This window comes from Pseudomonas sp. Nvir (assembly GCF_963778085.1).
Taxonomy (GTDB): domain Bacteria; phylum Pseudomonadota; class Gammaproteobacteria; order Pseudomonadales; family Pseudomonadaceae; genus Aquipseudomonas; species Aquipseudomonas juntendi.
On sequence record NZ_OY970405.1, the window covers coordinates 1485304 to 1507337 of the forward strand.

Genomic DNA, 22034 nt, shown 5'->3' on the forward strand with positions numbered 1-22034 from the left:
AGAACATTGTGGGCCACCTGTGGGAGATTCTATGGTTTTTGGCAAGGGTAGCCGCAGTATCTTCAGTGCCTGTGAGATCGAGCGCCGCCCGCGCGGCGCATCGCGAGCTGCGCTCGCTCCTACGTTTGTTTCGGGCCAGTAACCCCTGTGCCGGGTGCGCGCGACCGCCTTGTTTGTACGGCGCGATATTGAGGTATGCGCCAAGGTGTTCGCGCACAAATCCCACAGGCATAATTGGCCCGAAACAAACGTAGGAGCGAGCGCAGCTCGCGATGCGCCGCGCGGGCGGCGCTCGCTCTCACAGGCGCTGCATATCTTCTGACAAACACCCGTCAGCCCTGATGCGATCCCTGTGGGAGCTGGCTTGCCAGCGATAGGGCCGCTACAGGCCCCCAACAAGGCCACCCCATGCACCCCATCCCTTACTGGCGCCTGTCCAGCTTCTACCTGTTCTATTTCGCCCTGCTCGGTTCCACCGCGCCGTTCCTGGCCCTGTACTTCGACCACCTGGGCTTTAGCCCGGCGCGCATTGGCGAGCTGGTGGCCATCCCTATGCTGATGCGCTGCATTGCCCCCAACCTGTGGGGCTGGCTGGGCGACCGCAGTGGTCAGCGCCTGCTGATCGTGCGCCTGGGTGCGCTGTGCACGCTGGCCAGCTTCTCCCTGGTGTTCTTCGGCAAAAGCTACGCCTGGCTGGCGCTGGTAATGGCCCTGCATGCGTTCTTCTGGCACGCGGTACTGCCGCAGTTCGAGGTCATCACCCTGGCCCACCTGCATGGTCAAACGGTACGCTACAGCCAGGTGCGCCTGTGGGGCTCGATCGGCTTCATCCTCACCGTGGTGGGGTTGGGCCGTGTATTCGAATGGCTAAGCCTGGACATCTACCCGCTGGCGCTGGTCATCATCATGGGCGGTATCGTCGCCGCCAGCCTGTGGGTGCCCAATGCCCAGCCGGTGGAGCAGGGCGAGCGCAGCGCTGCCGGCGGCTTCCTGCGCCAACTGCGTGCGCCCGGGGTGATCGCCTTCTATGCCTGCGTGGCGCTGATGCAGCTCAGCCACGGCCCGTACTACACCTTCCTTACCCTGCACCTGGAACACCTGGGCTACAGCCGTGGCGCCATCGGTTTGCTGTGGGCACTGGGGGTAGTGGCCGAGGTGTTGATGTTCATGGGCATGAGCCGCCTGTTCGCCCGTTTCAGCGTGCAACGTGTGTTGCTGGCCAGTTTCCTGCTGGCCGCCGTGCGCTGGCTGCTGTTGGGCAATTTGGCGGCCGAACCGGCGGTGCTGGTTTTCGCCCAGCTGCTGCATGCGGCCACGTTCGGCTGTTTCCACGCCGCCAGCATCGCGTTCGTGCAGGCCAGCTTCGGCGCTCGCCAGCAGGGCCAGGGCCAAGCCTTCTACGCCGCGCTGTCGGGTACCGGCGGCGCGTTGGGAGCGTTGTATTCGGGTTACAGCTGGAAACTGCTGGGGCCCAGCTTCACCTTTGGTATGGCCAGTGCCGCAGCCTTGGCTGCAGCCGTTATCATTGGCCTTTGTTCGCAACCGACCAGGACCCGCCCCTGATGAGTATTCTCAGCGTTTTCCACACCGCCAGCCCGGCATTGCCGCACAAGGTGTTGACCCACCACGATGACATCGCCGCAACCCTGGCTGAACACGGGGTGCATTTTGAGCATGCCGAACCTGGTGTGCGGGTGCGCCCGGGCAGTGCGCAGGACGAGGTTTTGGCGGCGTGCCGTGCGTACCTGGACCAGCTGATGACCGCGCAGGGCAGCAAGGCATTCGTACTGCTCAACCGTGACGGCCAGGACCCGACGCAGGTTGATGTGCGCGATGAACACGTGCATGACGCCGACGAGGTTTTCGCCGTAATCAGCGGGCGCGCGCAAGTGGGGCTGCGGGTGGGCGAATGGGTGTATTCGGTGTTGTGCGAGAAGGGGGATCAATTGCACGTGCCGGCTGGCACGCGGCGCTGGGTCGAGCTGGGTGAGGCGCCGTTCTGCCTGGCCTTGCGTTTGTATGGCAGCGAGCAGGGTGCGCAGGCGAGGTTTACCGGGGATCTAAGTGCGCGGGCATTTCTGGGCATTGACGAGTTGTAATGCCTGCACCGGACTTTTTGTAGGAGCGGGCATGCCCGCGAACACCGGCGTAGCCGGTGCCAGCCACCTCACTGGATTCTTCGCGGGCACGCCCGCTCCCACACAAGTCCCCGCTCGACTACGCAGACCCTAGGGCTGTGTTATCTCCACAGCATTCAGCGGTAGGTCGGCAAGGCAAACCGTTGCTGGCTCTGCAACATCGAGATCACCGGCAGTTCACTGGCCTGCTCAGCCAGGTCACGGCGGATGGCACTGATGGCCCACGACAGCTGCTCGGCGCTGTGCAATTGCCCATAGGTCAGTACGCGTCGGGTCACTTTGCCATCAGCCGCACGCAGGGTCAGCAGCACGCCGCCGTCTGGGCGAGCCTGGGTGGTCACTTCGTAGGCCGAAAATACCGAGACGAATTTTTGCTGAATAAGGTCCATAGCAACTCCTGGCTGTTGTGTGGCAGACATGAGTAGGTAGTTGCAGTGACCGTGCCAGAATCTGAATTCATGAAAATTCCTTTAAATTCAGTGGCTTACAATGCTTTTGCAGAAGCGCTTCCGTGCAGCTTGCAAGGTCGTGCATTTTGCACAGTGCAATTTGCACGAAGCGGGCGGTGGCTATCGGCGCAATAGAATATGAACCTTTGACCGCAATTGCGTGCCTGACAAACACTTGGGCAATCATTTACGCAAGGAGGTTCCCGATGACCAGCCAAGCCGCACACGCCACCATGACCGATGACGAAACCGCAGCCTTTGCCGAGCAGGTGTTCGAACGGGCCCGCCAGGGCGATGCCGAGATGCTCGAGCGCTTGCTCGCCAGCGGCCTGCCGGCCAACCTGCGTAACCACAAAGGGGACACCCTGGTCATGCTGGCCAGCTACCACGGTCACCATGACGCAGTGCGTGTGCTGCTTGCCCACGGCGCCGACCCGCTGATTGCCAACGACAACGGCCAGTTGCCGATCGCCGGTGCCGCCTTCAAGGGTGACCTGGCAATGATCCGCCTGTTGCTCGAGCACGGCGTGCCGGTAGACGCAGCGGCCCAGGATGGGCGCACGGCGCTGATGCTGGCGGCCATGTTCAACCGCTGCGAGATACTCGATTACCTGTTGGCCGAGGGCGCCGACCCGGCGCGCCAGGACGCCCGCGGGGCCACCGCGCTGATGGCCGCGCGCACCATGGGCGCGGTGGATACCGCAGCACGCCTGCAAGTGCAGGCCGGCTAACGGCCTGGGGGCATTTGCGGCTATCCTTGGCGACTTTCACCCGCCGCAGGCCCCCCTCATGAAAACTCAGTTGCTCGAATTCATCAGCCTCATTGGCGCTGGCTGCATGCGCGAGGCCGACATCGAGCGCATCGCCGACGAGGCCGCCCAGGCTTACGCCGACCCGGCCGCGTTCCTCGCCGCCAACCCTGATATCAACTACGACGACACCTTCCCGATCCCGCTGGGCGAATGGGTGGTGCTGGGCAGCCTGCCGGACACCGTGGTGTTCCAGGCCGACAGCTACCAGGCGCTGTTCCAGCAGATCAGCGACTCGTTCGACAGCAGCGTGCCGTTCACCCTCAAGCCCAAACAACTGGCCCGCACCGAGCCGCTGACTGCCTTGAACCGCATTCAGGTGCAGATGGGCGCGCTGAACAAGGAAGCCGGCGGTTATGTGCTACTGAACTTCAGCCAATTGCTGGATGACGAGCTGCAGATGGTGATGGTGGGCCAGCACGACCTGGCGCGGGTGCTGGAACTGGGCGCGGAGCTGGGGATCAAGGTCGAGCCAGCCCTTGAAGCCCTGAAAGTTGCCGTGCATGTCTGAAGGCTGATGGCCCCTGTGGCGCGTAAGCCAGTTCCCACAGCACCACCACAGCGTTCGAACCCAGTGCTGCTCCTGTGGGACTCTATGGTTTCTGGCAATGCATCATGCCAGGTGCTCGCCACTGCATCTTCAGCGCGTGTGGCAAACACCTGTCAGCCCTGATGCGATCCCTGTGGGAGATTCTATGGTTCCTGGCAAGGGTAGCCGCTGCATCTTCAGTGCCTGTGAGATTGAGCGCCGCCCGCGCGGCGCATCGCGAGCTGCGCTCGCTCCTACGTTTGTTTCGGGCCAGTAACCCCTGTGCCAGGTGCGCGCGACCGCCTTGTTCGTACGACGCGATTTTGAGGCATGCGCCAAGGCGTTCGCGCGCAAATCCCACAGGAATAATTGGCCCGAAACAAACGTAGGAGCGAGCGCAGCTCGCGATGCGCCGCGCGGGCGGCGCTCGCTCTAACAGGCGCTGCCTACCTTGTGGCAAACACCTGTCAGCCCTGATGCGATCCCCGTGGGAGCTGGCTTGCCAGCGATAGAGCCTGTACAGCCAACCCAAAACTTCAGCCCAGCGCGGTATCCAGAAACATCATGACCGCAAACCCACCCATCAACCCCAGGGTCGCCGCCGTCTGGTGCCCGTTGCGGTGGGTTTCGGGAATCACTTCGTGGCTGACCACGAAGATCATCGCCCCCGCCGCCAGGCCCATGCTGATGGGGTAGGCGAGGGCGAAGCCGGTCGAGATACCCAGCCCGATCACCGCCCCCAGCGGTTCCATCAGCCCCGAACCAATCGCCACCAGTGCGGCCTTGAAGTTCGACAAGCCGGTAGCGCGCAAGGCCAGCGCCACGGCCAGGCCTTCGGGGATGTCCTGGATGGCAATGGCGCTGGTCAGCGGCAGGCCGATGTTCAGGTCGCCGTTGGCAAAGCTCACGCCAATCGCCATGCCCTCCGGCAGGTTGTGCAAGGTAATCGCCAGCACGAACAGCCACACCCGGTTGATGCGCTCGGCATCGGGGCCACACGGGCCGGTGCTTTCATGCTCGTGCGGGGTGAAGCGGTCCAGGCCCAGCATCAGTAGCACGCCCAGGCCCATGCCCAGTACCACGGTGAACGCCGCCGCCGGGCCGCTGCCGGTGATTTCGCGGGCGGCGTCCAGCCCCGGCAGAATCAGCGAAAACGAACTGGCTGCCAGCATCATGCCGGCGGCGAAGCCCAGCATCACGTCCTGGGTGCGTGCGCTCACATCGCGCAGCACCACCGCCAGCACTGCCCCCAGTGCCGTGGCGCCGAACCCGGACAACCCGCCCAGCAGCGCCAGGTGCAGGTTGTCGGCATGGTCGCCGTTCACCGCGTTCCAGAAGCTGGCCGCCAGCAATGCACAAACCGCCAGCAGGCTCAGCGCCAGCCCGGCGCTGAGCCACGGGGCATTCACGACCTGTTGGCGCCAGGCATTGCGCAGCGAGGGTGGGGTAGGGCTTTGCGGCTGTGCGACGGGCATGCGGACCTCGGTTCAATGGCTGCTGGCAGTTTACTCAGGGACCTGCCGCCACCGCCAAGGATTCCCTTCTATTGCCGTGATAGCTGACTATGCTGTGCAGCACAGCCTCTGAAAGGGAGTCAAAGCATGGGGTCGACATTCAACAGCCTGGTTGGGCTGATCATTCTGGCGCTGGACATCTGGGCCATCCTCAACGTGATCAAGAGCGGCAGCGAGGTGGGCAGCAAGGTGTTGTGGATTTTGCTGATCGCACTGCTGCCCGTGGTGGGGCTGGTGATCTGGGCCATCGCCGGGCCGCGGGGGAATGTGCGGATCTGACCGCTCCATGCCCCCTGTAGGAGCGGCCTCGCGTCGCGATGGGGCGCGTAGCGGCCCTGAACGTGCACGGTGGCATACATTTTTGGGGGCCGCTTTGCGCCCCATCGCGACGCGAGGCCGCTCCTACAGCCCACATGAACGGCAATACACCCGTGACAAAATTTTCACATTGGTTTAAACAGAATCCGCACCCGCACAATGCTGCGTTGGCCCAGTGCCAACGCCCTCTTCGCAACCCGCAATCCTAGGACCTTCCCATTCATGGCTAACACGGACGCCTTGAAGCAACGGGGCGCGCGAGCACCGTTCTCGCCCACCCTGAAATCCCACCTGGCCTACACGCTGCTCAGCGGCCTGGTGATCATGCTGATGCTCAGCCTCGTGCGCCTGGCGCTGTTGGTCTACAACAGCGATATGGTCGGCGATACCCCTTACTCCACCGTCGCCGAAGGCTTCATCAATGGCTTGCGCTTCGACCTGCGGGTGGTGGTGTACCTCAGCATTCCGCTGTTGCTGGCCATGCTCAGCCCCTGGGCCATGGCCCGGCGAGGGGTGTTCCGTTTCTGGCTGACACTCACCTCCAGCGTGGTGATGTTCCTTGGCCTGATGGAAATGGACTTCTACCGCGAGTTCCACCAGCGCCTCAACGGCCTGGTCTTCCAGTACATCAAGGAAGACCCGAAAACCGTACTGAGCATGCTCTGGTACGGCTTCCCGGTGGTGCGCTACCTGTTGGCCTGGGCTTTCGGCACCTGGCTGCTGAGCCTGCTGTTCAAGGGCATCGACCGCATCACCCGGGGCCAGGGCGCACAACGCGTGGCGCCGTGGTACAACCGCCTGGCCGTGTTCATGGTGGTCTTGCTGGTGGCCGTGGTCGCCGCCCGTGGCACGCTGCGCCAAGGCCCGCCGATGCGCTGGGGCGATGCGTTCACCACCGACTCCAACTTCGTCAACCAGCTGGGCCTGAACGGCACCCTGACCCTGATCGACGCCGCCAAGAGCCGCTTTGGCGAAGACCGCGCCAACATCTGGAAGCCGGTACTGGAGCAGGGCCTGGCCACCGAAACCGTGCGCAAGCAATTGCTGACCCCGAACGACACCCTGGTCGATGCCGACGAAGCTGCCGTGCGCCGCGACTTCCTGCCGCCGGCCGAGCGCACCCTGGCGGTCAAGAACGTGGTGGTGATCCTGATGGAAAGCTTTGCCGGCCACTCGGTCGGTGCGCTGGGTAGCCCGAACAACATCACCCCGTACTTCGACAAGCTGGCCAAAGAGGGCCTGCTGTTCGACCGCTTCTTCTCCAACGGCACGCACACCCACCAGGGCATGTTCGCCACCATGGCGTGCTTCCCCAACCTGCCGGGCTTCGAATACCTGATGCAAACCCCGGAAGGCGGCCACAAGCTGTCGGGTCTGCCAGCCCTGCTCAGCGCCCGTGACTACGACGACGTCTACGTCTACAACGGCGACTTCGCCTGGGACAACCAGTCCGGGTTCTTCGGCAACCAGGGCATGACCACCTTCATTGGCCGCAACGACTTCGTCAACCCGGTGTTCTCTGACCCGACCTGGGGCGTGTCCGACCAGGACATGTTCGACCGCGGCAACGAGGAGCTGGCCAAGCACGATGGCAAGAAGCCGATCTATGCGTTGCTGCAGACCCTGTCCAACCACACCCCGTATGCGCTGCCCAAAGACCTGCCCGTCGAGAAGGTGACCGGCCAGGGCCGCCTGGACGAGCACCTGACCGCCATGCGTTATTCGGACTGGGCGCTGGGCCAGTTCTTCGAGAAGGCGCGCAAAGAGCCGTACTTCAAGGACACCCTGTTCGTGATCGTTGGCGACCACGGTTTCGGCAACCACCAGCAGGTCACCGAGCTGGACCTGGGCCGCTTCAACGTGCCGCTGCTGCTGATTGCCCCGGGCATTCAGGAGAAGTTCGGTGCGGTCAACCACACCGTGGGCACCCAGGTCGACATCGTGCCGACCATCATGGGCCGCCTGGGTGGCAAGGCCCGCCACCAGTGCTGGGGGCGCGACCTGCTCAACCTGCCTGAGGGCGACCAGGGCGTGGGCATGATCAAGCCGTCGGGCAGCGAACAGATCGTCGGCCTGGTACAGGGCGACCGCATTCTGATCGAGTCCAAAGACATGACCCCGCGCATATACCGCTACCAGTTGGGCAGCGAGTTCAAGGCCGAGCTGATCGAAAGCCCCGACCAGCCGCAATTGCTCAAGCAGCTTGAAGCGTACATCCAGACCGCCACCAAGAGCCTGCTGGACAACACCGCCGGTGTGGTGCACGGCACACCGAAGTAAAAGCTCGCGGGTCACCCGCTGCCACAGTGGCTGTGCCAGCTTCGTGCTGGCGCTCCCCCCTGTGGGGGCGGCCTCGGGTCGCGATGGGGCGCGCAATGGCCCCACGTTTCAGCGCCTGCCACTTTCATCACACTGAACATTCTCCTTGCCCCAAGGTCAGTTGTTCAGGCGTAACACACACCCTGTGTTCCTTGACTCAGAGGGTCCGTTAGATGAAAGAGTGGGAAGTCACTTTTGCCAACCAGAAGGGCGAACTGTCCTCTCTGCTGTTGCAAGCCGAAGATTGCCCTAGCGAGGAAGAGGCGGCGAGGGCCATTCGTTCGCACCTGTTTCCGGTAATGGCCGAGCTGGACCTCAACGACTTCCAAGACCGCGCAAGTTCCCCCACTGCACGCTGGCTGCGCGAGCACAGCGGCGTACAGATCAACAGCATTCACGAACACCCCTGATCCACACGATTGCGTGGTGCCTTGGCAGGCGCTACGCTGTCAGCAGGTGCTCGCCTAATATGCGGGCTGGCACCGCATACATTCGCGTCTTGCATCAGCTCGTACTGCCCGGCCGCTGCCGGCAGGTGCGCAGTAGCACGGAAAGTCTATCCATTGCATTATTCAGGAGGACGTTTCATGAGCAGCCAGAACGACGATATCAGCAGCAACGTCCTGCGCCAGATGAAAGCAGGCGGTTTCGACTTCACCCAGATCCACCCCATCGAGTTCTATGCCGTATTCCCCGACGAAGCCGGGGCGCGCCGTGCTGCCAGGCAGTTTCGCGGCGAATCGCTCAATGCCCAGGTGAAGGAGGGCGACGGTGGCTGGCACCTGGAGCTGAGCAAGGTCATGTATGCCACCTATTGTGGGATTGGCGACTTTGAAGAGGCCTTCGAGCAGTTGGTGACGCCCTATGGCGGCGAGGTGGAGGGTTGGGGGGTCAAGCACGAGCGGCTCACGGCCTAGCAGCCCTGCGTGGCCATCATCTCAGGCACACCCGCGCCAGGCAGGTGCGGGTTTACCCTAAGCAGCCACTAACGCTTGCGCTTGGCCATATGCTGCAAATAGCCCAGCAGCGCATCCAGCTCCTTGTTGCTCAGCACGCTTTCGGCAAAGCCCGGCATCTTCGCCTGTGGCCACTGCCGCAGGCTTTGCGGGTCGCGGATCAACATGCGCAAATAACCCGGCTGAAAGTATTCGGTGGGGTTGTGCGGCACATTCAAGTCCGGCCCAACCTGCGCATCCCCCCCACCGTTCAGGCGGTGGCAGGCCATGCAGTTTTGCTGGAACAGGGCAAAGCCCTGGCGTACCGGGCTGTCGGCGGGTAGCGTCGGGTCGGGCAGCAATGCCGGGTACCGCTGCGCTACCGGGGGGAGCAGGCGCAAAGTGGCGATCTGGAATGGCCATTGCTCCGGGCGAATCCCGCCGGCCTGCGCTGCTGTCCATACCAGGTAGAACGGCCCAGCGCCAGGTTTGCCTGCACCCAGCGGTGGCCAAGGTTGGTTGGGGTCTTCCACGGCTAGCCAGGCCTGCGCCGGGCCTTTCTGCAGCAGCGGCGCAGCGGGCATTTCTGCGGCAAAACCGTCCAGTGCCACCGCCTGCAGGTGGTCGCTGGCGGTAACGCCAGGCAACAGCGCAGCCAACGGCACCGCCCGGTACTGCATTGGGCGGTTATAGGCTACGTCCTGCTCGATGCGGATGGTCTGCGCTTGCGGGTGGCTGAGCAGTTCGTCGCTGCTCCACTGGCGCTGGGTAGCGCCGAGTTCAAGGTGCAGTTGTGCCGCCGACAGTGGCAGGCTCAGCAGCAGCGCAAGCAGGGCAAGGCAATGGCGCATGGGTACACTCCGACCAAAGAGGCCAGCAGGTTACCTGCGCACTGCCCGTAGACGCCACTGCTGCAGTCAGCCGAACAACCTTGTCAGGTTCGGCACGATCAGCAGCAATGTAGTGGCGAATAAAATAAGCCCGGCTTGGCGTATTTTCGAATGTCTGAACATGGCGGACCGCCTTCTTGTTGTTATTCCTGAGTACCCGTTGGCTTCCTTGTCGCGCTTCGGGTCGATCGCAGTAGCGTGGTGTGGCGCCTTAACTGCCTGCCTTTTATGAGTGGATATACAACCAACAGTAGGGCGTGCGTTATCCATGTTCGAGAACTCTTTGTTCTAGTAGTCGAGACTTTCAGGCCTCATGGCTATGAGGCCATGTGCCATCTCGCTAGCATGCTCTCGCTAGACGGTGGCGCAGCCATCCATAGGGCACCGACAAAATGTGACCGTTCGTCAGTGCCGCCTACTTGCTTGTACGTGCCTTTCGCGTCAGGCTCTACAGCAGATTCCCACCCATGTCGTTCAGGACTAATCCTATGTCGTTACGCATCTGCATCCTTGAGACCGATGTTCTGCGGCCGGAATTGACGGCGCAATACCAGGGCTACGGCAGGATGTTCGAGCAGCTGTTCTCGCGGCAGCCGATTGCCGCAGAGTTTCGTGTGTACAACGTGATGAACGGCGATTACCCCGCCGACAGCGAAGTGTTCGATGCCTACCTGGTCACGGGCAGCAAGGCAGACTCGTTTGGTACCGATGCCTGGATCCAGACGCTGAAGGCCTACCTGTTGAAGCTTTACGCGCGTGGCGAGAAATTGCTGGGTGTGTGTTTTGGCCACCAGCTGCTTGCGTTGACCCTGGGTGGCAAGGCCGAGCGTGCCGACAAGGGCTGGGGCGTGGGCATTCACCGCTACTCGCTGGCGGCGCACGCCCCGTGGATGGACCCTGAGGTGTCGGAGCTGACCTTGCTGATCAGCCACCAGGACCAGGTGACCGAACTGCCGGAAGGCGCCACGGTCATTGCCTCCAGCGATTTCTGCCCGAATGCGGCGTATCACATCCGCGACCAGGTGCTGTGCTTCCAGGGTCACCCGGAGTTTGTCCACGACTACTCCCGCGCGCTGCTCGATGCGCGCCAGGAATACCTGGGCGACGAGGTGTACCAGAAGGCGGTGGCCAGCCTGGCCAGCGAGCACCAGGGCGACCTGGTGGGCGAGTGGATGTTGCGGTTCATCCAGCAGCCGGTCAGCAAACACGACGCGGCGTAATGGCCGGGGGCTGCTGCACAGCAGCCCGATCGTGCCCCACGGCCGCCCCGGGGCTCAGCGCCCCATCATGTCCCGGACCATGCGCTGCTGCTCCATGATCTCGCGTTGGCGCTGGTCAATCTGCGAAGCCAGCGGGAAATTCCCGCCGGCCCGGCGCTTGGCGTAATCCAGCTGCTGGATCGCCTGGTCAAAGTCCCCCACCAAGGTGAAGTACTCTGCCCGCGCCCGGTGCAAGCCGATGGTATTGCCCGACAAACCGCGCACCTCGGCCATGTCGTACCACACGTCCGGATCATCCGGCCGGCTTTTCACCAGCTCGTCCAGCACTTTCTCGGCTTCGGCAGGCTTGTTCAGCTTCACCAGCAAATCGGCGCGCACTTGTTTCAGCGGGTAGTTGCCGGGGTATAGCTGCTGCATGCGCTCGGCGCGCTGCTGGGCATCGGCCAGGCGATTGTTGGTGATGTCCAGGTCAATCTGCGCCAGGTTGTAGGTGATGTCGTTGGGCGCCTTGGCCAGTAGCGGCTTGAGCATTTCCCGCGCTTCGTTCAGCTGGCCGCCCTTGATCTGCGCCAGGGCCAGGCCATAGCGTGCAGCATCGAGTTTGGGGTCTTCGTCGAGCTGGGCACGGAAGCGCTTGGCCGCCAGCCCTGGGGTGCCTTCGTAGATAAGCGCCACGCGGGCGCGAATCAGCTGGTAGCGTGCGCTGTCTTCGATACCGCCCGGTGGCGCCTGGTCGGCGCGGTTGCGGGTGTCGGCGATCCGCGACTCGGTCACCGGGTGAGTCAGCAGAAACTCCGGTGGCTTGGCGTCATAGCGATACTGGCGGGCCAGGCGCTCGAACATGGTTGGCATGTTGCGTGGGTCGTAGCCGGCCTTTTCCAGGTTCAGGATGCCGATGCGGTCCGCTTCCTGTTCATTTTGCCGCGAGAACCGGCGCTGCTCCTGAATGGCCGCCGCCTGGGTGCCGGCGATCATGCCGATGCCGGCGTCGCCAGCGCCCCCCGCCGCCAGTACGATCCCGGCCAGCAGCGCTGCCATCATCGGCAGTTGCATGCGTTGCTGGGCCTCGACGCCGCGGGCGAAGTGGCGTTGCGACAAGTGCGCCAGTTCGTGCGCCAGCACCGAGGCGTATTCGCCTTCCGTCTGTGCGTTGAGGAACAGCCCGCCGTTGACCCCCACAATGCCCCCGGGCGCAGCGAAGGCGTTGAGCTCGCGGCTGTCGATGAGGATGAACTCCAGGCGCCGGTCCTGCAGCTGGCTGGTCTCGGCCAGCTTGTACACGCTGGTTTCGACATAGTCCTTGAGTTGCGGGTCGTTGAGCTGGTTGACCTGGCCGCGCAACAGGCTCAGCCAGGCGCGGCCGAGTTGGTGTTCCTGCTGCGGCGAGACGATCGCGGAGCTGGCGTCACCCAGTGATGGCAGGTCGTCAGCATGGCCGGGGAGGGCCAACAGGCAGGCCAGCGTCAGCAGGGTAGGGCGCAGTAGTTTCATGCACGAAGCTCGCGTCGGTGTCAAAGATAGCTACTGTAGCGGGCTCACACGTTGGCGACCAGTGGCGCTATCCTAGGCAGCCCTGCCAACAAGCAGTCTGGCAATGCCTTTGGAGACCCTGCAATGAGTGACACCCTGACCTGCGACGCCGTACTCGACGCCAGCGGGCTGAATTGCCCTTTGCCGCTACTCAAGGCCAAGATGGAGCTCAACCGCCTGGCCAGCGGCGCGGTGCTCAAGGTGATCGCCACCGACACCGGCTCGCAGCGCGACTTCCGCACTTTCGCCACGTTGGCCGGTCATACCCTGCTGCAGGAAACGGCCGAGGCCGGCACCTACACCTACTGGCTGCGCAAGGCCTGAGTCTTTACCAAGGATCGTCAATGTTCAAAGTGCTTCGCGACTGGGTGCAGCGCTACTTCTCCGATGAAGAAGCGGTGGTGCTGGCGGTCTTGCTGTTCCTGGCGTTCACGGCCGTGCTAACCCTGGGTGGCATGCTCGCGCCGGTGCTGGCGGGCATGGTGCTGGCGTTCCTCATGCAAGGCCTGGTCAATGCCCTGGAGCGCTTGCGGGTGCCCACGCGGTTGGCAGTGATGCTGGTATTTGCCCTGTTCATGGGGGCGCTGGCGCTGTTCATGCTGGTGTTGGTGCCGCTGTTGTGGCACCAGCTGATCACCCTGTTCAACGAGTTACCGGGCATGCTCGGCAAGTGGCAGTCGTTGTTGCTGTTGTTGCCCGAGCGTTACCCGCACCTGGTGTCGGACGAGCAGGTGCTGCATGCCATCGAATCGGTGCGCGGTGAAATCGGCAAATTTGGCCAATGGGCGCTGACCTTCTCGCTGTCCAGCCTGCCATTGCTGGTCAATGCCATGATCTACCTGGTGCTGGTGCCGATCCTGGTGTTCTTCTTCCTCAAGGACCGCGAACTCATCGGCCGCTGGGTCAGTGGCTACCTGCCACGCCAGCGCACCCTGCTGAACCGGGTGGGTAGCGAGATGAACCGGCAGATCGCCAACTACATCCGTGGCAAAGGCATCGAGATTCTGATCTGTGGCATTGCCACCTACATCGCGTTCATCAGCCTCGGGCTCAATTATGCCGCGCTGCTGGCGTTGCTGGTGGGGCTGTCGGTGGTGGTGCCCTATGTGGGCGCGGTAGTGGTAACGGTGCCGGTCACGCTGATTGCACTGTTCCAATGGGGCTGGGGCGATCAGTTCATCTACCTGATGACGGTGTACGCGATCATCCAGGCGCTGGATGGCAACGTGCTGGTGCCGCTGCTGTTTTCCGAGGCCGTGAGCCTGCACCCGGTGGCGATCATTTGCGCGGTGTTGTTGTTTGGCGGGCTGTGGGGGTTCTGGGGGATCTTCTTCGCCATCCCGCTGGCGACCCTGATCAAGGCTGTGCTGGATGCCTGGCCGCGGCAGGAGCCTATTGTGTCACCGATGCTGTAAATTTGGGGCTGCTTTGCAGCCCATCGCGACACAAGGCCGCTCCTACAGGCATCGCGATTTCCGATGATGCCGGCCCGGCCCCGCAGTAATGCCGGCCGCCCCCGCCCGGCGTAGGAGCGGCCTCATGTCGCGTTAGGGGCGCAAAGCGCCCCCAACGATCTCAAGCCTTGTTCAGTGCCTGAGCTGCTGCCAACACGGCATCCACATGCCCGGGCACCTTCACCCCACGCCATTCCTGGCGCAGCACACCGTCCTTGTCGACCAGGAAGGTGCTGCGATCGACGCCCATGTACTCCTTGCCATACAGCTTCTTCAGCTTGATCACGTCGAACAGCTGGCACAGGGCCTCGTCCTTGTCGCTGATCAGCTCGAACGGGAAGCCTTGCTTGGCCTTGAAGTTCTCGTGCGACTTGAGGCCGTCACGCGACACGCCGAACACCACGGTGTTGGCTGCGGCAAAGGCTTCATGCTGGTCGCGGAAGCCCTGGCCTTCGGTGGTGCAGCCCGGGGTGCTGTCCTTCGGGTAGAAGTACAGCACCACCTGCCGGCCCTTGAGGTCGGCCAGGCTCACGGTTTGCCCGCCGGTGGCCTGGGCCTGGAAGTGCGCTACAGGTTGGTCGAGTGCTACAGCCATGATCGCTTCCTTACATTGGGTTCTGTGGGCGCCATGGCTCGATCAGCGCATCGAGGTTCAGGGCGTCGGCAAAGTCCAGGAACTGGTCACGCAGCCAGCTGATTTGCGTGCCGGCCGGCAAAATGACGGTGAACTGGGCATTGAGCATGCTGCTGCCGGTCTGCGGCGCCAGGTAGGTATCGCACGTCATGGCTTCCAGCTCGACGCGGTGGTCGAGGAAGAACTGGCACAGCTCGTTGATGATGTCCGGGCGGTAGGCGGCGCTGACGTAGGCCACATAAGGCAGGGCCTGCGGGCGTACCTCCTGGTCGGCGCTGCGCACCACGTCCAGGGTCAGGCCGTACTTCTTGCCCAGGCTTGGCAGCATGGCTTCAAGGCGGGCCAGGGCGTCCCAGCTGCCGCCTACCTGCAGCACCAGGGCGCTGGTTTCGCCGTGGCGGCTCAGGCGCGAGGTAACCACCGCGCAGCGGTTTTCGAAGGCAGCGCGGCTGAGGACGTTGGCCAGTTCCATGGGGTTGGGCCCCAAGGCACTGATGACGAGGAATTGTTCGCGGACGGTGGGGGTGGACATGCAGCATTCCTAAAGCGATGAGCGGTCGGTACAGGACGGGAGAAAGCCTCCAGTCGGCAGGGCCCGGGGCTCGCATGCGAGGTCTTGGACGCTGGCCGGGAGCAAGGTCGACGGCCCGGCGGGCCGCGCTGCACCGATCAAAGCATCAAGGGTAGCGAAATAAGGCGCCGAGGGGAATGCTCCGCCCGCCTGCTTCGCTTGTGCAAGGCCGATGCCCCCAGTACCATTACCGCTCTCTTTTTCCGGCAGGAGCAGTTACATGATTGCGGGCAGTATGGTGGCATTGGTCACACCCATGGATGCACAAGGGCGTGTTGACTGGGGCAGCCTCGACAAACTTGTAGACTTCCACCTGGAAAACGGCACCCATGCGATCGTCGCTGTCGGCACCACCGGTGAGTCGGCCACGCTCGATGTCGAAGAGCACATCCTGGTCATCAAGCATGTGGTCGAGCGCGTCAAGCGCAGCAACAAGCCCATCCCGGTCATCGCCGGTACCGGTGCCAACTCCACTGCCGAAGCCGTGCACCTGACCCAGAACGCCAAGAATGCCGGCGCCGATGCCTGCCTGCTGGTGGTGCCGTACTACAACAAGCCAACGCAAGAAGGCCTGTACCAGCACTTCAAGCACATTGCCGAAGCCGTCGACATCCCGCAGATCCTCTACAACGTGCCGGGCCGCACCTCCTGCGACATGCAGGCCGAGACCGTGATCCGCCTGTCGACTGTGCCGAACATCATCGGTATCAAGGAAGCCACCGGCGACCTGGCCCGTGCCAAGGCCATCCTGGAAGGCGTTGCCAGCGATTTCATCGTCATGTCTGGCGATGACCCTACCGCTGTCGAGTTGATCCTGATGGGCGGCAAGGGCAACATCTCCGTCACCGCCAACGTCGCCCCGCGCGAAATGGCCGATATGTGCGAGGCCGCCCTTGCGGGCGATGCCGAGAAGGCCCGCGCTATCAACGAAAAACTCATGCCACTGCACAAAGAGCTGTTCTGCGAAGCCAACCCCATCCCGGTGAAGTGGGCGCTCGTTGAAATGGGCCTGATGAAAAAGGGTATTCGCCTGCCGCTGACCTGGCTCAGCGAAGGTTGCCACGACAAAGTCCGTACTGCCTTGCGCCAGTCCGGCGTACTGGTTTAAGAGGAAGTACACCGCATGAAGCGACTGGCTGGTCTTTCTGCCCTTGCCCTGATTATCTCCAGCACCAGTGGGTGTGGCTGGCTGTGGGGCGAGGATGGCTATTTCCGCGACCGCGGCAGCGACTACCTGCAGGCGCACCCTACCGCGCCCATGCAACTGCCGCCGGACGCCAGCAACGTCAAGCGGCTCGACCCGCTGTTGCCAATTCCGCGTAACGTCGCCGATGACAACGTCACGGGCGAGTACGAAGTGCCGCGGCCGCAACCGTTGACCGGTGGCGCTGGCCAGGTCACCGACTACAGCCTGCAGCGCAGCGGCAGCAGCCGTTGGGTGCTGGCCCAGCACTCGCCGGCCGAGGTGTGGCCGGTGGCCCGCCAGTTCTTTGAGGACAACGGCTTCCGTATCGACGAGGAGCGCCCGCAGACCGGTGAATTCAACACCAGCTGGCAGCGCTTCGACGAGCTGTCGGCATCGCTCGGCCAGCGCCTTGCCAGCACTGCCAGCAGCGCTGACAGCGAAGTGCGCGTACGTGTGCGCATGGAGCCTGGCGTGCAACGCAACACCTCCGAGGTGTATGTGGTCAGCGTCGAGCGCCCGGCCGGCAGCACCGCCGAGCCTGCGTTCCCGTCCACCTCCGCCAATGCCGGCGCCGATGCCCTGCTGGTCGACGAAATGCTGGCCAGCATGAACCGCAGCGCCGAGAAGGGCGGTTCGGTGTCGCTGCTGGCTGAGCGTGATTTCGACGCGCCAAGCCGCGTCAGCCTGAGCGAGGACGGCAGCGGTAACCCGGTACTCTACCTGGGCTCCGACCTGGACCGCGCCTGGTCGGGTGTAGGCCGCGCCCTGGAGCAGGGTGGCCAGTGGCGTGTCGAGGACATCAACCGCAGCCTGGGCTTGTACTACATCAACCTGTCGGAAAAGCCTGAAGACAAGCAGAACCAGCCGGGCTTCTTCGGCCGCCTGTTCGGCAGCGAGCCCACCAAGGAAGAGCGTGAAGCCCGTGCCGAGCGCTACCAGGTCCGCCTGAGCAAGGTGGGTGAAAGCGTGCAGGTCACCGTCGAGAAAAACATCAACACCGTGGCGCCGCCCGATGTCGCTCGCCGTGTGCTGAGCGCCATTCAGGACCACCTGGGCTAAGTGCGCTTCGCGGTACTCGGAAGCGGGAGCCAAGGGAACGGCACGCTGATCGCCAGTGGTGACACGTTCATCCTGGTCGATTGCGGCTTTTCCCTGCGCGAAACCGAGCGGCGCCTGGCGCTGCTCGGGGTTTCGCCGGCGCAACTCAGTGCGGTGCTGGTCACCCACGAACATGCCGACCACGTGCATGGGGTCGGCTTGCTGTCACGGCGCTACAATGTACCGGTCTACCTCAGCCAAGGCACCTTGCGCGGCATGCGCAAGCCGGTGGAGGTGGCCGGTTTTCTCGCCTGTGGCCAAAGCCTGCATATCGGCAGCCTGCAAGTGAACGCCGCGCGGGTAGAGCACGACGCCTACGAGCCCTTGCAGTATGTGGTCAGTGACGGCAAGCGCCGTTTTGGCATGCTCACCGACCTGGGCTCGTACGACGCGCTGCTGCTGGAACGCTACCAAGGCCTGGATGCACTGCTGATCGAGGCCAACCACTGCCGCGACCTGCTGGCGCGCGGTCACTACCCGGCGTTCTTGAAGCGGCGTGTAGGGGGCATGCAAGGGCATTTGAACAATCACCAGGCCGCGCGCCTGGTGCACGAGTTGGGCTGGAACAACCTGCAGCACCTGGTGCTGGCCCACCTCAGCAGCAAGAACAACCTGCCACATCTGGCGCGCCAGTGCTTCGTCGACACCCTTGGGTGCGACCCGGACTGGCTCCAGGTGGCGAATCAGGAACACGGGCTCGACTGGCGCGAAATCGCCTAGCCCAACACCTCAAGCAAGCGGAGCCCAATCATGGAAAAACGCGACGAACTCTACCGCGGCAAGGCCAAATCGGTTTACAAGACCGATGACGCCGACCGCTTGATCCTGCTGTTCCGTAACGACACGTCGGCGTTCGACGGCAAGCGCATCGAACAGCTCGACCGTAAAGGCATGGTGAACAACAAGTTCAACGCCTTCATCATGCAAAAGCTGGAAGAAGCCGGCGTGCCGACCCAGTTCGACAAGCTGCTGGGCGACAACGAGTGCCTGGTCAAGAAGCTGGACATGATCCCGGTCGAATGCGTAGTGCGCAACTACGCGGCCGGCAGCCTGGTCAAGCGCCTGGGCGTTGAAGAAGGCATCAAGCTGGAGCCCTCCACCTTCGAGCTGTTCCTGAAAAACGACGAGAAAGGCGACCCGTTCATCAACGAGTCCCACGTTGTCGCGTTCGGCTGGGGCACCGCCGAGCAGTTGGCAGAAATGAAAAAGCTGTCGTTGAAGGTCAACGAAGTGCTGAGCAAGCTGTTCGATGACGCCGGCCTGCTGCTGGTCGACTTCAAGCTGGAGTTCGGCGTATTCCACGGCCAGATCGTGCTGGGTGACGAGTTCAGCCCAGACGGTTGCCGCCTGTGGGACAAAGAAACCCGCAAGAAGATGGATAAGGACCGCTTCCGCCAGGGCCTGGGCGACGTGATCGAAGCCTACGAAGAAGTTGCCAAGCGCCTGGGCGTGCCGCTGTAAGCGGTGCGTTCACGCAAGCGCCTGATACCACGCGATTTTTTTTAAAAAAAGGTTTGCGTTTTAAAAGAACGCTGGTATGATGCGCGGCATTGGAGAGATGCCGGAGTGGTCGAACGGGACGGATTCGAAATCCGTTGTACTGGCAACAGTACCTAGGGTTCAAATCCCTATCTCTCCGCCATATTAAAGGCCCCGAGCGCTGTATAGCCCTCGGGGCCTTTTTCATTTGGGGGAATTTTGGGGGAATGGGGGAGCGTGTATTTCCCCCAAGCGTTCGCTATCATTTCCCCCATGGCCTACTACGAGAAGCGCGGGGACGCCTGGCGCGCCCAGATCCGCCGCAAAGGATATCCAACCCTTTCCGCCACCTTTGATACCAAGGCAGAAGCCCAGCGCTGGGCAGCCGAGATCGAGGGTGACATGTCGCGTGCGCGCTTTGTTGACATGCGCGAAGCCGAGAGCACCACTCTCGCCGAGGCCCTGGACCGTTACCTCTCTGAGGTTACCTCCACTAAGAAGGGGGCCAAGCAAGAGCAGGTCCGCATCAAGAAGTGGAAAGAGCACAAGCTGGCCAGCAAAGGCCTGGCTGCCATCCGCTCGAGCGATATGGCTGCCTACCGTGATGCTGAGTTGAAGGAAGGAAAGTCGACGGCGACAGTACGCCTCAATCTGGCGGTGATCAGCCATCTCTTTACGGTGGCCACCAAGGAATGGGGAATCGAAGGACTGACCAACCCATGCCGAGCTATCCGGATGCCCAAGGGTAGCAAGGAGAGAGATCGGCGCCCGACGCCGGCGGAGCTCACAGCGCTGTACAAGGCAGCCGGTCAGATGAATGCCCAGCTTCCGGTGTTTATTGAGCTGGCGGTGGAGACGGCAATGCGCCGGTCTGAGCTGTTATTGCTGCGCCGCGACCAAGTGCGCAGCAAGGTGGCATATCTCGAAGACACCAAGAACGGCGAGCGGCGCGCCGTGCCATTGTCCTCCCGGGCGATCGCCCTGCTGGAGAGCCTGCCCACGCCGATCGGTGGCGGCCGATACTTTAGCCTTGCCCTCAACACAATCAGCAATTACTTTCCCCGAGCCTGCGAGGCTGCCGGGATTGAAGGGCTGCGCCTTCACGACCTACGCCATGAGGCGACCAGTCGTTTCTTCGAGCGCGGCTTCACCATGATGGAAGTCGCGAGTATCACGGGTCACAAGACCCTGGCGATGCTCAAGCGCTATACGCACCTGAGCCCCCAAGACCTCGCTGAGAAGCTGGGTTGAACATCAAACACTTCAAGGAAGACATATTATGGCGTTTACGGCTATTGAAGCTGCAAATTCCTGCATAACTCGCAGCAGGAATCTCCTCCTAGCGTCTAAAAAATCTGAAAATATTGATGTCCGTGACGACTTGGTCCGGTCGGCGCTGGTCATGGCTATTGGCGCAATGGACTCCTATATGCATTGGATGGTGTTCCAAGAAATCACCGCGGTATCCAAGAATGCGAAGCTCCCCAAGGCATTAGCTAAACTCGATATACCTTTTTCGGATGTCGCGGCACTTGCTGACGCTATGATTGAAGGGCGGCGAGCAGGAAAAGAAACCCGGCCTTGGAACGCATTAAAGAATACGGCTCAAAAACAGTTGCTATACAAAACATTCCAGTCTTTCGACCAAGTCCAGATGGCTATGTCTATGGCAGGAGTCGTGGACGGCTGGGCCAAAGCGGCTAAAGTTCTAAACGTTGGCGTTGCTGATATCAAGGAACGATTGAATCCGTTGGTGCACCGGAGAAATCAAATTGCGCACGAAGGCGATATTCTTCGATCTTCTCGCCCCAGACAACTTAAGTTCAACGACCTAAACCCTGACCAAGTATCTCTGGATGTAGACTGGATAGCATCAGTAATCGCGGCCATCGAATCGATTCGATAGACTCAAGCAACACGCAAAGATGGAGGGGCTTTCCGTTTCCGGCCAGGCTTCGGCTTTGCGTGTTCCCCATCCCGATACTCGCGCAGGAACTTGCGCACGTCCTCTTTCAGCCAGCAGTGCCGGTTGCCCATCTTGAAGCTCTTGGGCAACCACGGCACGCCTCGACGAATGCCCTCTCTGATCGACGCCTCGGTGCGGCCCAGCAGCTTGGCCAGGCCCTCGACCGTCAGCACCTCGGTCTCTTCGCTCATTCCTTCCTCCCGGCCTGACGCGTCAGGTTTTGATTGTCATGCTGAACTGTCACGTCAGGTTCGTTTCGCTGGCGGTAGGGATGGCTTCGACTCAATGAACGAGCTGGCCGGGTTCTCGCCGCCGATGTGGCGGAAGTAGTCGATCTCAACCTTTGCGCTTTCAATCAGCACACGACTGATATCCGATACTGACTGGGCCCGCTGGACCTCCTTGGCCAAGTTGTCGTCATCGGCCTCACGCACCGCTTCGAGCTGGGCGAACAGGTGGTCTCGAAGGTCGCTGAGCTTATTTTTCATTCCTAGTCTTCCTCTTGATCTCTTTTTTCAGTTCGTTCTGCAGGTGGAGGATGTCAACGATCTCCTCCGGCAGTCCTCGGTAGTGGTGGTTGTTGCGCAATTGGTGCTCGGCTCGCGTTCGCAGGCAAAGGTTATCGAGGTTGACGTTCTGGACGTTCCCATCCTTTGCCGCGACGATCATTCCTTCGGGGACTGGGCCGTTTACCTGCTCCCAGGTATGGACATGCAGCGGCTTCCACACATCTGGCTGAGCGATCTTGATTAGGGTGTAGCGGCCTTTACGATGGGTAGCGCCTATCGGTCTAGGATCTTGGCCCGGCGATTCTCCCCGGGCTTCACATGCAGCCAGAAAGATCCGTCGATGTGTTTCTGATCGATGTGCCTCGGTCTTACTCAGGCCGAACAGGTTGGCCCGCAGTGTGATCGCGGTCTTGGTGCGTTCCGGCAACAACACGAGCATTTCCTTGTTCGTTCGGGTCGGATAGAACTGGCGAAGGACAGCGTCTT

At 62.2% G+C, this 22034-nt stretch carries 26 protein-coding genes and 1 tRNA gene; 18 read left to right on the top strand and 9 right to left on the bottom strand.

Features of this window, described 5'->3' with window-relative positions:
• The first annotated feature begins 408 nt into the window (after positions 1-408).
• Together AACG97_RS07105 and AACG97_RS07110 are read left to right on the top strand one after the other, a co-directional pair.
• Positions 409-1563 (top strand): MFS transporter, encoded by a 1155-nt coding sequence (locus tag AACG97_RS07105; protein ID WP_197886674.1) that lies wholly within the window; start codon positions 409-411, stop codon positions 1561-1563.
• A complete protein-coding gene (locus AACG97_RS07110; protein WP_054890615.1) occupies positions 1563-2099 on the top strand; it encodes an oxidase in 537 nt (178 codons plus the stop codon). Before AACG97_RS07105 ends, AACG97_RS07110 begins: the two co-directional genes overlap by 1 nt.
• Positions 2100-2254: 155 nt before the next feature.
• Here the strand turns inward: AACG97_RS07110 and AACG97_RS07115 are convergent, their stop codons facing one another.
• Entirely contained in the window at positions 2255-2527 is a 273-nt protein-coding gene (locus tag AACG97_RS07115) for a DUF3509 domain-containing protein (RefSeq protein WP_009683246.1), read from the bottom strand.
• A 266-nt stretch (positions 2528-2793) separates the two neighbouring features.
• On the opposite strand from AACG97_RS07115, the gene AACG97_RS07120 reads away from it, so the two are divergent.
• Both AACG97_RS07120 and AACG97_RS07125 read left to right on the top strand, forming a co-directional pair.
• Positions 2794-3318 carry an ankyrin repeat domain-containing protein gene (locus AACG97_RS07120; RefSeq protein WP_054881728.1) on the top strand — a complete coding sequence of 175 codons (525 nt, stop codon included), beginning with the start codon at positions 2794-2796 and terminating at the stop codon, positions 3316-3318.
• A 58-nt stretch (positions 3319-3376) separates the two neighbouring features.
• Positions 3377-3907, top strand: a complete 531-nt coding sequence (locus AACG97_RS07125; protein ID WP_125855613.1) for a hypothetical protein — start codon at positions 3377-3379, stop codon at positions 3905-3907.
• Between the two features lie 554 nt (positions 3908-4461).
• Here AACG97_RS07125 and AACG97_RS07130 read toward each other — a convergent pair.
• Positions 4462-5400, bottom strand: coding sequence for a ZIP family metal transporter (locus tag AACG97_RS07130; RefSeq protein WP_009683249.1), 939 nt, complete (start codon positions 5398-5400; stop codon positions 4462-4464).
• 126 nt (positions 5401-5526) lie between these two features.
• On the opposite strand from AACG97_RS07130, the gene AACG97_RS07135 reads away from it, so the two are divergent.
• The 4 genes from AACG97_RS07135 to AACG97_RS07150 all read left to right on the top strand — a co-directional run bounded on the left by AACG97_RS07135 (position 5527) and on the right by AACG97_RS07150 (position 8993).
• Positions 5527-5718, top strand: coding sequence for a PLDc N-terminal domain-containing protein (locus AACG97_RS07135; protein ID WP_009683250.1), 192 nt, complete (start codon positions 5527-5529; stop codon positions 5716-5718).
• 261 nt (positions 5719-5979) lie between these two features.
• Positions 5980-8037, top strand: a complete 2058-nt coding sequence (locus tag AACG97_RS07140; protein ID WP_197885937.1) for an LTA synthase family protein — start codon at positions 5980-5982, stop codon at positions 8035-8037.
• A 212-nt stretch (positions 8038-8249) separates the two neighbouring features.
• Complete coding sequence (locus AACG97_RS07145; protein ID WP_197885936.1) at positions 8250-8486, top strand: hypothetical protein; 237 nt, start codon at positions 8250-8252, stop codon at positions 8484-8486.
• Positions 8487-8663: 177 nt separating this feature from the next.
• The gene (locus AACG97_RS07150) at positions 8664-8993 is read left to right on the top strand and encodes a ribonuclease E inhibitor RraB (protein WP_054881731.1); all 330 of its coding nucleotides are present in this window, start codon (positions 8664-8666) and stop codon (positions 8991-8993) included.
• A 68-nt stretch (positions 8994-9061) separates the two neighbouring features.
• Here the strand turns inward: AACG97_RS07150 and AACG97_RS07155 are convergent, their stop codons facing one another.
• The gene (locus AACG97_RS07155) at positions 9062-9862 is read right to left on the bottom strand and encodes a cytochrome c (RefSeq protein ID WP_225785779.1); all 801 of its coding nucleotides are present in this window, start codon (positions 9860-9862) and stop codon (positions 9062-9064) included.
• A gap of 527 nt (positions 9863-10389) precedes the next feature.
• On the opposite strand from AACG97_RS07155, the gene AACG97_RS07160 reads away from it, so the two are divergent.
• Complete coding sequence (locus AACG97_RS07160) at positions 10390-11121, top strand: amidotransferase (RefSeq protein WP_029887109.1); 732 nt, start codon at positions 10390-10392, stop codon at positions 11119-11121.
• Between the two features lie 54 nt (positions 11122-11175).
• Here AACG97_RS07160 and AACG97_RS07165 read toward each other — a convergent pair whose 3' ends face one another.
• Positions 11176-12612 (bottom strand): M48 family metalloprotease, encoded by a 1437-nt coding sequence (locus AACG97_RS07165; RefSeq protein WP_029887110.1) that lies wholly within the window; start codon positions 12610-12612, stop codon positions 11176-11178.
• Positions 12613-12735: 123 nt separating this feature from the next.
• Here AACG97_RS07165 and AACG97_RS07170 point away from each other — a divergent pair, with 123 nt between their 5' ends.
• Both AACG97_RS07170 and AACG97_RS07175 read left to right on the top strand, forming a co-directional pair.
• Positions 12736-12975 (top strand): sulfurtransferase TusA family protein, encoded by a 240-nt coding sequence (locus tag AACG97_RS07170; RefSeq protein ID WP_009682015.1) that lies wholly within the window; start codon positions 12736-12738, stop codon positions 12973-12975.
• A gap of 20 nt (positions 12976-12995) precedes the next feature.
• Positions 12996-14066: an AI-2E family transporter gene (locus tag AACG97_RS07175; RefSeq protein WP_029887111.1), complete on the top strand. Its 1071-nt coding sequence runs from the start codon at positions 12996-12998 to the stop codon at positions 14064-14066.
• Between the two features lie 160 nt (positions 14067-14226).
• On the opposite strand, the gene AACG97_RS07180 is transcribed toward AACG97_RS07175, so the two are convergent.
• Complete coding sequence (locus AACG97_RS07180) at positions 14227-14700, bottom strand: peroxiredoxin (RefSeq protein WP_009682013.1); 474 nt, start codon at positions 14698-14700, stop codon at positions 14227-14229.
• A 10-nt stretch (positions 14701-14710) separates the two neighbouring features.
• Positions 14711-15271: a glycine cleavage system protein R gene (locus AACG97_RS07185; protein ID WP_197885934.1), complete on the bottom strand. Its 561-nt coding sequence runs from the start codon at positions 15269-15271 to the stop codon at positions 14711-14713.
• Between the two features lie 259 nt (positions 15272-15530).
• Between AACG97_RS07185 and dapA the strand changes: the two genes are divergently transcribed.
• From dapA to AACG97_RS07220, 7 genes are all read left to right on the top strand, one after another.
• Entirely contained in the window at positions 15531-16418 is an 888-nt protein-coding gene (dapA, locus tag AACG97_RS07190) for a 4-hydroxy-tetrahydrodipicolinate synthase (protein ID WP_009682011.1), read from the top strand.
• Between the two features lie 15 nt (positions 16419-16433).
• A complete protein-coding gene (gene bamC / locus AACG97_RS07195) occupies positions 16434-17555 on the top strand; it encodes an outer membrane protein assembly factor BamC (RefSeq protein WP_009682010.1) in 1122 nt (373 codons plus the stop codon).
• A complete protein-coding gene (locus tag AACG97_RS07200) occupies positions 17556-18314 on the top strand; it encodes an MBL fold metallo-hydrolase (protein ID WP_009682009.1) in 759 nt (252 codons plus the stop codon).
• 30 nt (positions 18315-18344) lie between these two features.
• Entirely contained in the window at positions 18345-19055 is a 711-nt protein-coding gene (purC, locus tag AACG97_RS07205) for a phosphoribosylaminoimidazolesuccinocarboxamide synthase (RefSeq protein ID WP_004375217.1), read from the top strand.
• A 91-nt stretch (positions 19056-19146) separates the two neighbouring features.
• Positions 19147-19236, top strand: a tRNA-Ser gene (locus tag AACG97_RS07210).
• A gap of 110 nt (positions 19237-19346) precedes the next feature.
• Positions 19347-20324, top strand: coding sequence for a site-specific integrase (locus AACG97_RS07215; RefSeq protein ID WP_064314542.1), 978 nt, complete (start codon positions 19347-19349; stop codon positions 20322-20324).
• A gap of 28 nt (positions 20325-20352) precedes the next feature.
• Entirely contained in the window at positions 20353-20979 is a 627-nt protein-coding gene (locus AACG97_RS07220) for a HEPN domain-containing protein (RefSeq protein ID WP_064314537.1), read from the top strand.
• Between the two features lie 2 nt (positions 20980-20981).
• Here the strand turns inward: AACG97_RS07220 and AACG97_RS07225 are convergent, their stop codons facing one another.
• The 3 genes from AACG97_RS07225 to AACG97_RS07235 are packed head-to-tail and all read right to left on the bottom strand — an operon-like array spanning position 20982 to position 21987.
• The gene (locus AACG97_RS07225) at positions 20982-21230 is read right to left on the bottom strand and encodes a helix-turn-helix transcriptional regulator (RefSeq protein WP_064314536.1); all 249 of its coding nucleotides are present in this window, start codon (positions 21228-21230) and stop codon (positions 20982-20984) included.
• A gap of 54 nt (positions 21231-21284) precedes the next feature.
• Complete coding sequence (locus AACG97_RS07230) at positions 21285-21527, bottom strand: hypothetical protein (protein WP_064314535.1); 243 nt, start codon at positions 21525-21527, stop codon at positions 21285-21287.
• Positions 21517-21987, bottom strand: a complete 471-nt coding sequence (locus AACG97_RS07235; protein WP_225785778.1) for an HNH endonuclease signature motif containing protein — start codon at positions 21985-21987, stop codon at positions 21517-21519. The genes AACG97_RS07230 and AACG97_RS07235 overlap by 11 nt, the downstream gene beginning before the upstream one ends.
• Between the last annotated feature and the right edge of the window lie 47 nt (positions 21988-22034).

Bases quoted from the DNA above. Each gene is read 5' to 3' on its own strand.
- AACG97_RS07105 (WP_197886674.1), top strand. From the start codon at position 409: ATGCACCCCATCCCTTACTGGCGCCTGTCCAGCTTCTACCTGTTCTAT.
- AACG97_RS07110 (WP_054890615.1), top strand. From the start codon at position 1,563: ATGAGTATTCTCAGCGTTTTCCACACCGCCAGCCCGGCATTGCCGCAC.
- AACG97_RS07115 (WP_009683246.1), bottom strand. From the start codon at position 2,527: ATGGACCTTATTCAGCAAAAATTCGTCTCGGTATTTTCGGCCTACGAA.
- AACG97_RS07120 (WP_054881728.1), top strand. From the start codon at position 2,794: ATGACCAGCCAAGCCGCACACGCCACCATGACCGATGACGAAACCGCA.
- AACG97_RS07125 (WP_125855613.1), top strand. From the start codon at position 3,377: ATGAAAACTCAGTTGCTCGAATTCATCAGCCTCATTGGCGCTGGCTGC.
- AACG97_RS07130 (WP_009683249.1), bottom strand. From the start codon at position 5,400: ATGCCCGTCGCACAGCCGCAAAGCCCTACCCCACCCTCGCTGCGCAAT.
- AACG97_RS07135 (WP_009683250.1), top strand. From the start codon at position 5,527: ATGGGGTCGACATTCAACAGCCTGGTTGGGCTGATCATTCTGGCGCTG.
- AACG97_RS07140 (WP_197885937.1), top strand. From the start codon at position 5,980: ATGGCTAACACGGACGCCTTGAAGCAACGGGGCGCGCGAGCACCGTTC.
- AACG97_RS07145 (WP_197885936.1), top strand. From the start codon at position 8,250: ATGAAAGAGTGGGAAGTCACTTTTGCCAACCAGAAGGGCGAACTGTCC.
- AACG97_RS07150 (WP_054881731.1), top strand. From the start codon at position 8,664: ATGAGCAGCCAGAACGACGATATCAGCAGCAACGTCCTGCGCCAGATG.
- AACG97_RS07155 (WP_225785779.1), bottom strand. From the start codon at position 9,862: ATGCGCCATTGCCTTGCCCTGCTTGCGCTGCTGCTGAGCCTGCCACTG.
- AACG97_RS07160 (WP_029887109.1), top strand. From the start codon at position 10,390: ATGTCGTTACGCATCTGCATCCTTGAGACCGATGTTCTGCGGCCGGAA.
- AACG97_RS07165 (WP_029887110.1), bottom strand. From the start codon at position 12,612: ATGAAACTACTGCGCCCTACCCTGCTGACGCTGGCCTGCCTGTTGGCC.
- AACG97_RS07170 (WP_009682015.1), top strand. From the start codon at position 12,736: ATGAGTGACACCCTGACCTGCGACGCCGTACTCGACGCCAGCGGGCTG.
- AACG97_RS07175 (WP_029887111.1), top strand. From the start codon at position 12,996: ATGTTCAAAGTGCTTCGCGACTGGGTGCAGCGCTACTTCTCCGATGAA.
- AACG97_RS07180 (WP_009682013.1), bottom strand. From the start codon at position 14,700: ATGGCTGTAGCACTCGACCAACCTGTAGCGCACTTCCAGGCCCAGGCC.
- AACG97_RS07185 (WP_197885934.1), bottom strand. From the start codon at position 15,271: ATGTCCACCCCCACCGTCCGCGAACAATTCCTCGTCATCAGTGCCTTG.
- dapA (WP_009682011.1), top strand. From the start codon at position 15,531: ATGATTGCGGGCAGTATGGTGGCATTGGTCACACCCATGGATGCACAA.
- bamC (WP_009682010.1), top strand. From the start codon at position 16,434: ATGAAGCGACTGGCTGGTCTTTCTGCCCTTGCCCTGATTATCTCCAGC.
- purC (WP_004375217.1), top strand. From the start codon at position 18,345: ATGGAAAAACGCGACGAACTCTACCGCGGCAAGGCCAAATCGGTTTAC.
- AACG97_RS07215 (WP_064314542.1), top strand. From the start codon at position 19,347: ATGGCCTACTACGAGAAGCGCGGGGACGCCTGGCGCGCCCAGATCCGC.
- AACG97_RS07220 (WP_064314537.1), top strand. From the start codon at position 20,353: ATGGCGTTTACGGCTATTGAAGCTGCAAATTCCTGCATAACTCGCAGC.
- AACG97_RS07225 (WP_064314536.1), bottom strand. From the start codon at position 21,230: ATGAGCGAAGAGACCGAGGTGCTGACGGTCGAGGGCCTGGCCAAGCTG.
- AACG97_RS07230 (WP_064314535.1), bottom strand. From the start codon at position 21,527: ATGAAAAATAAGCTCAGCGACCTTCGAGACCACCTGTTCGCCCAGCTC.
- AACG97_RS07235 (WP_225785778.1), bottom strand. From the start codon at position 21,987: ATGCTCGTGTTGTTGCCGGAACGCACCAAGACCGCGATCACACTGCGG.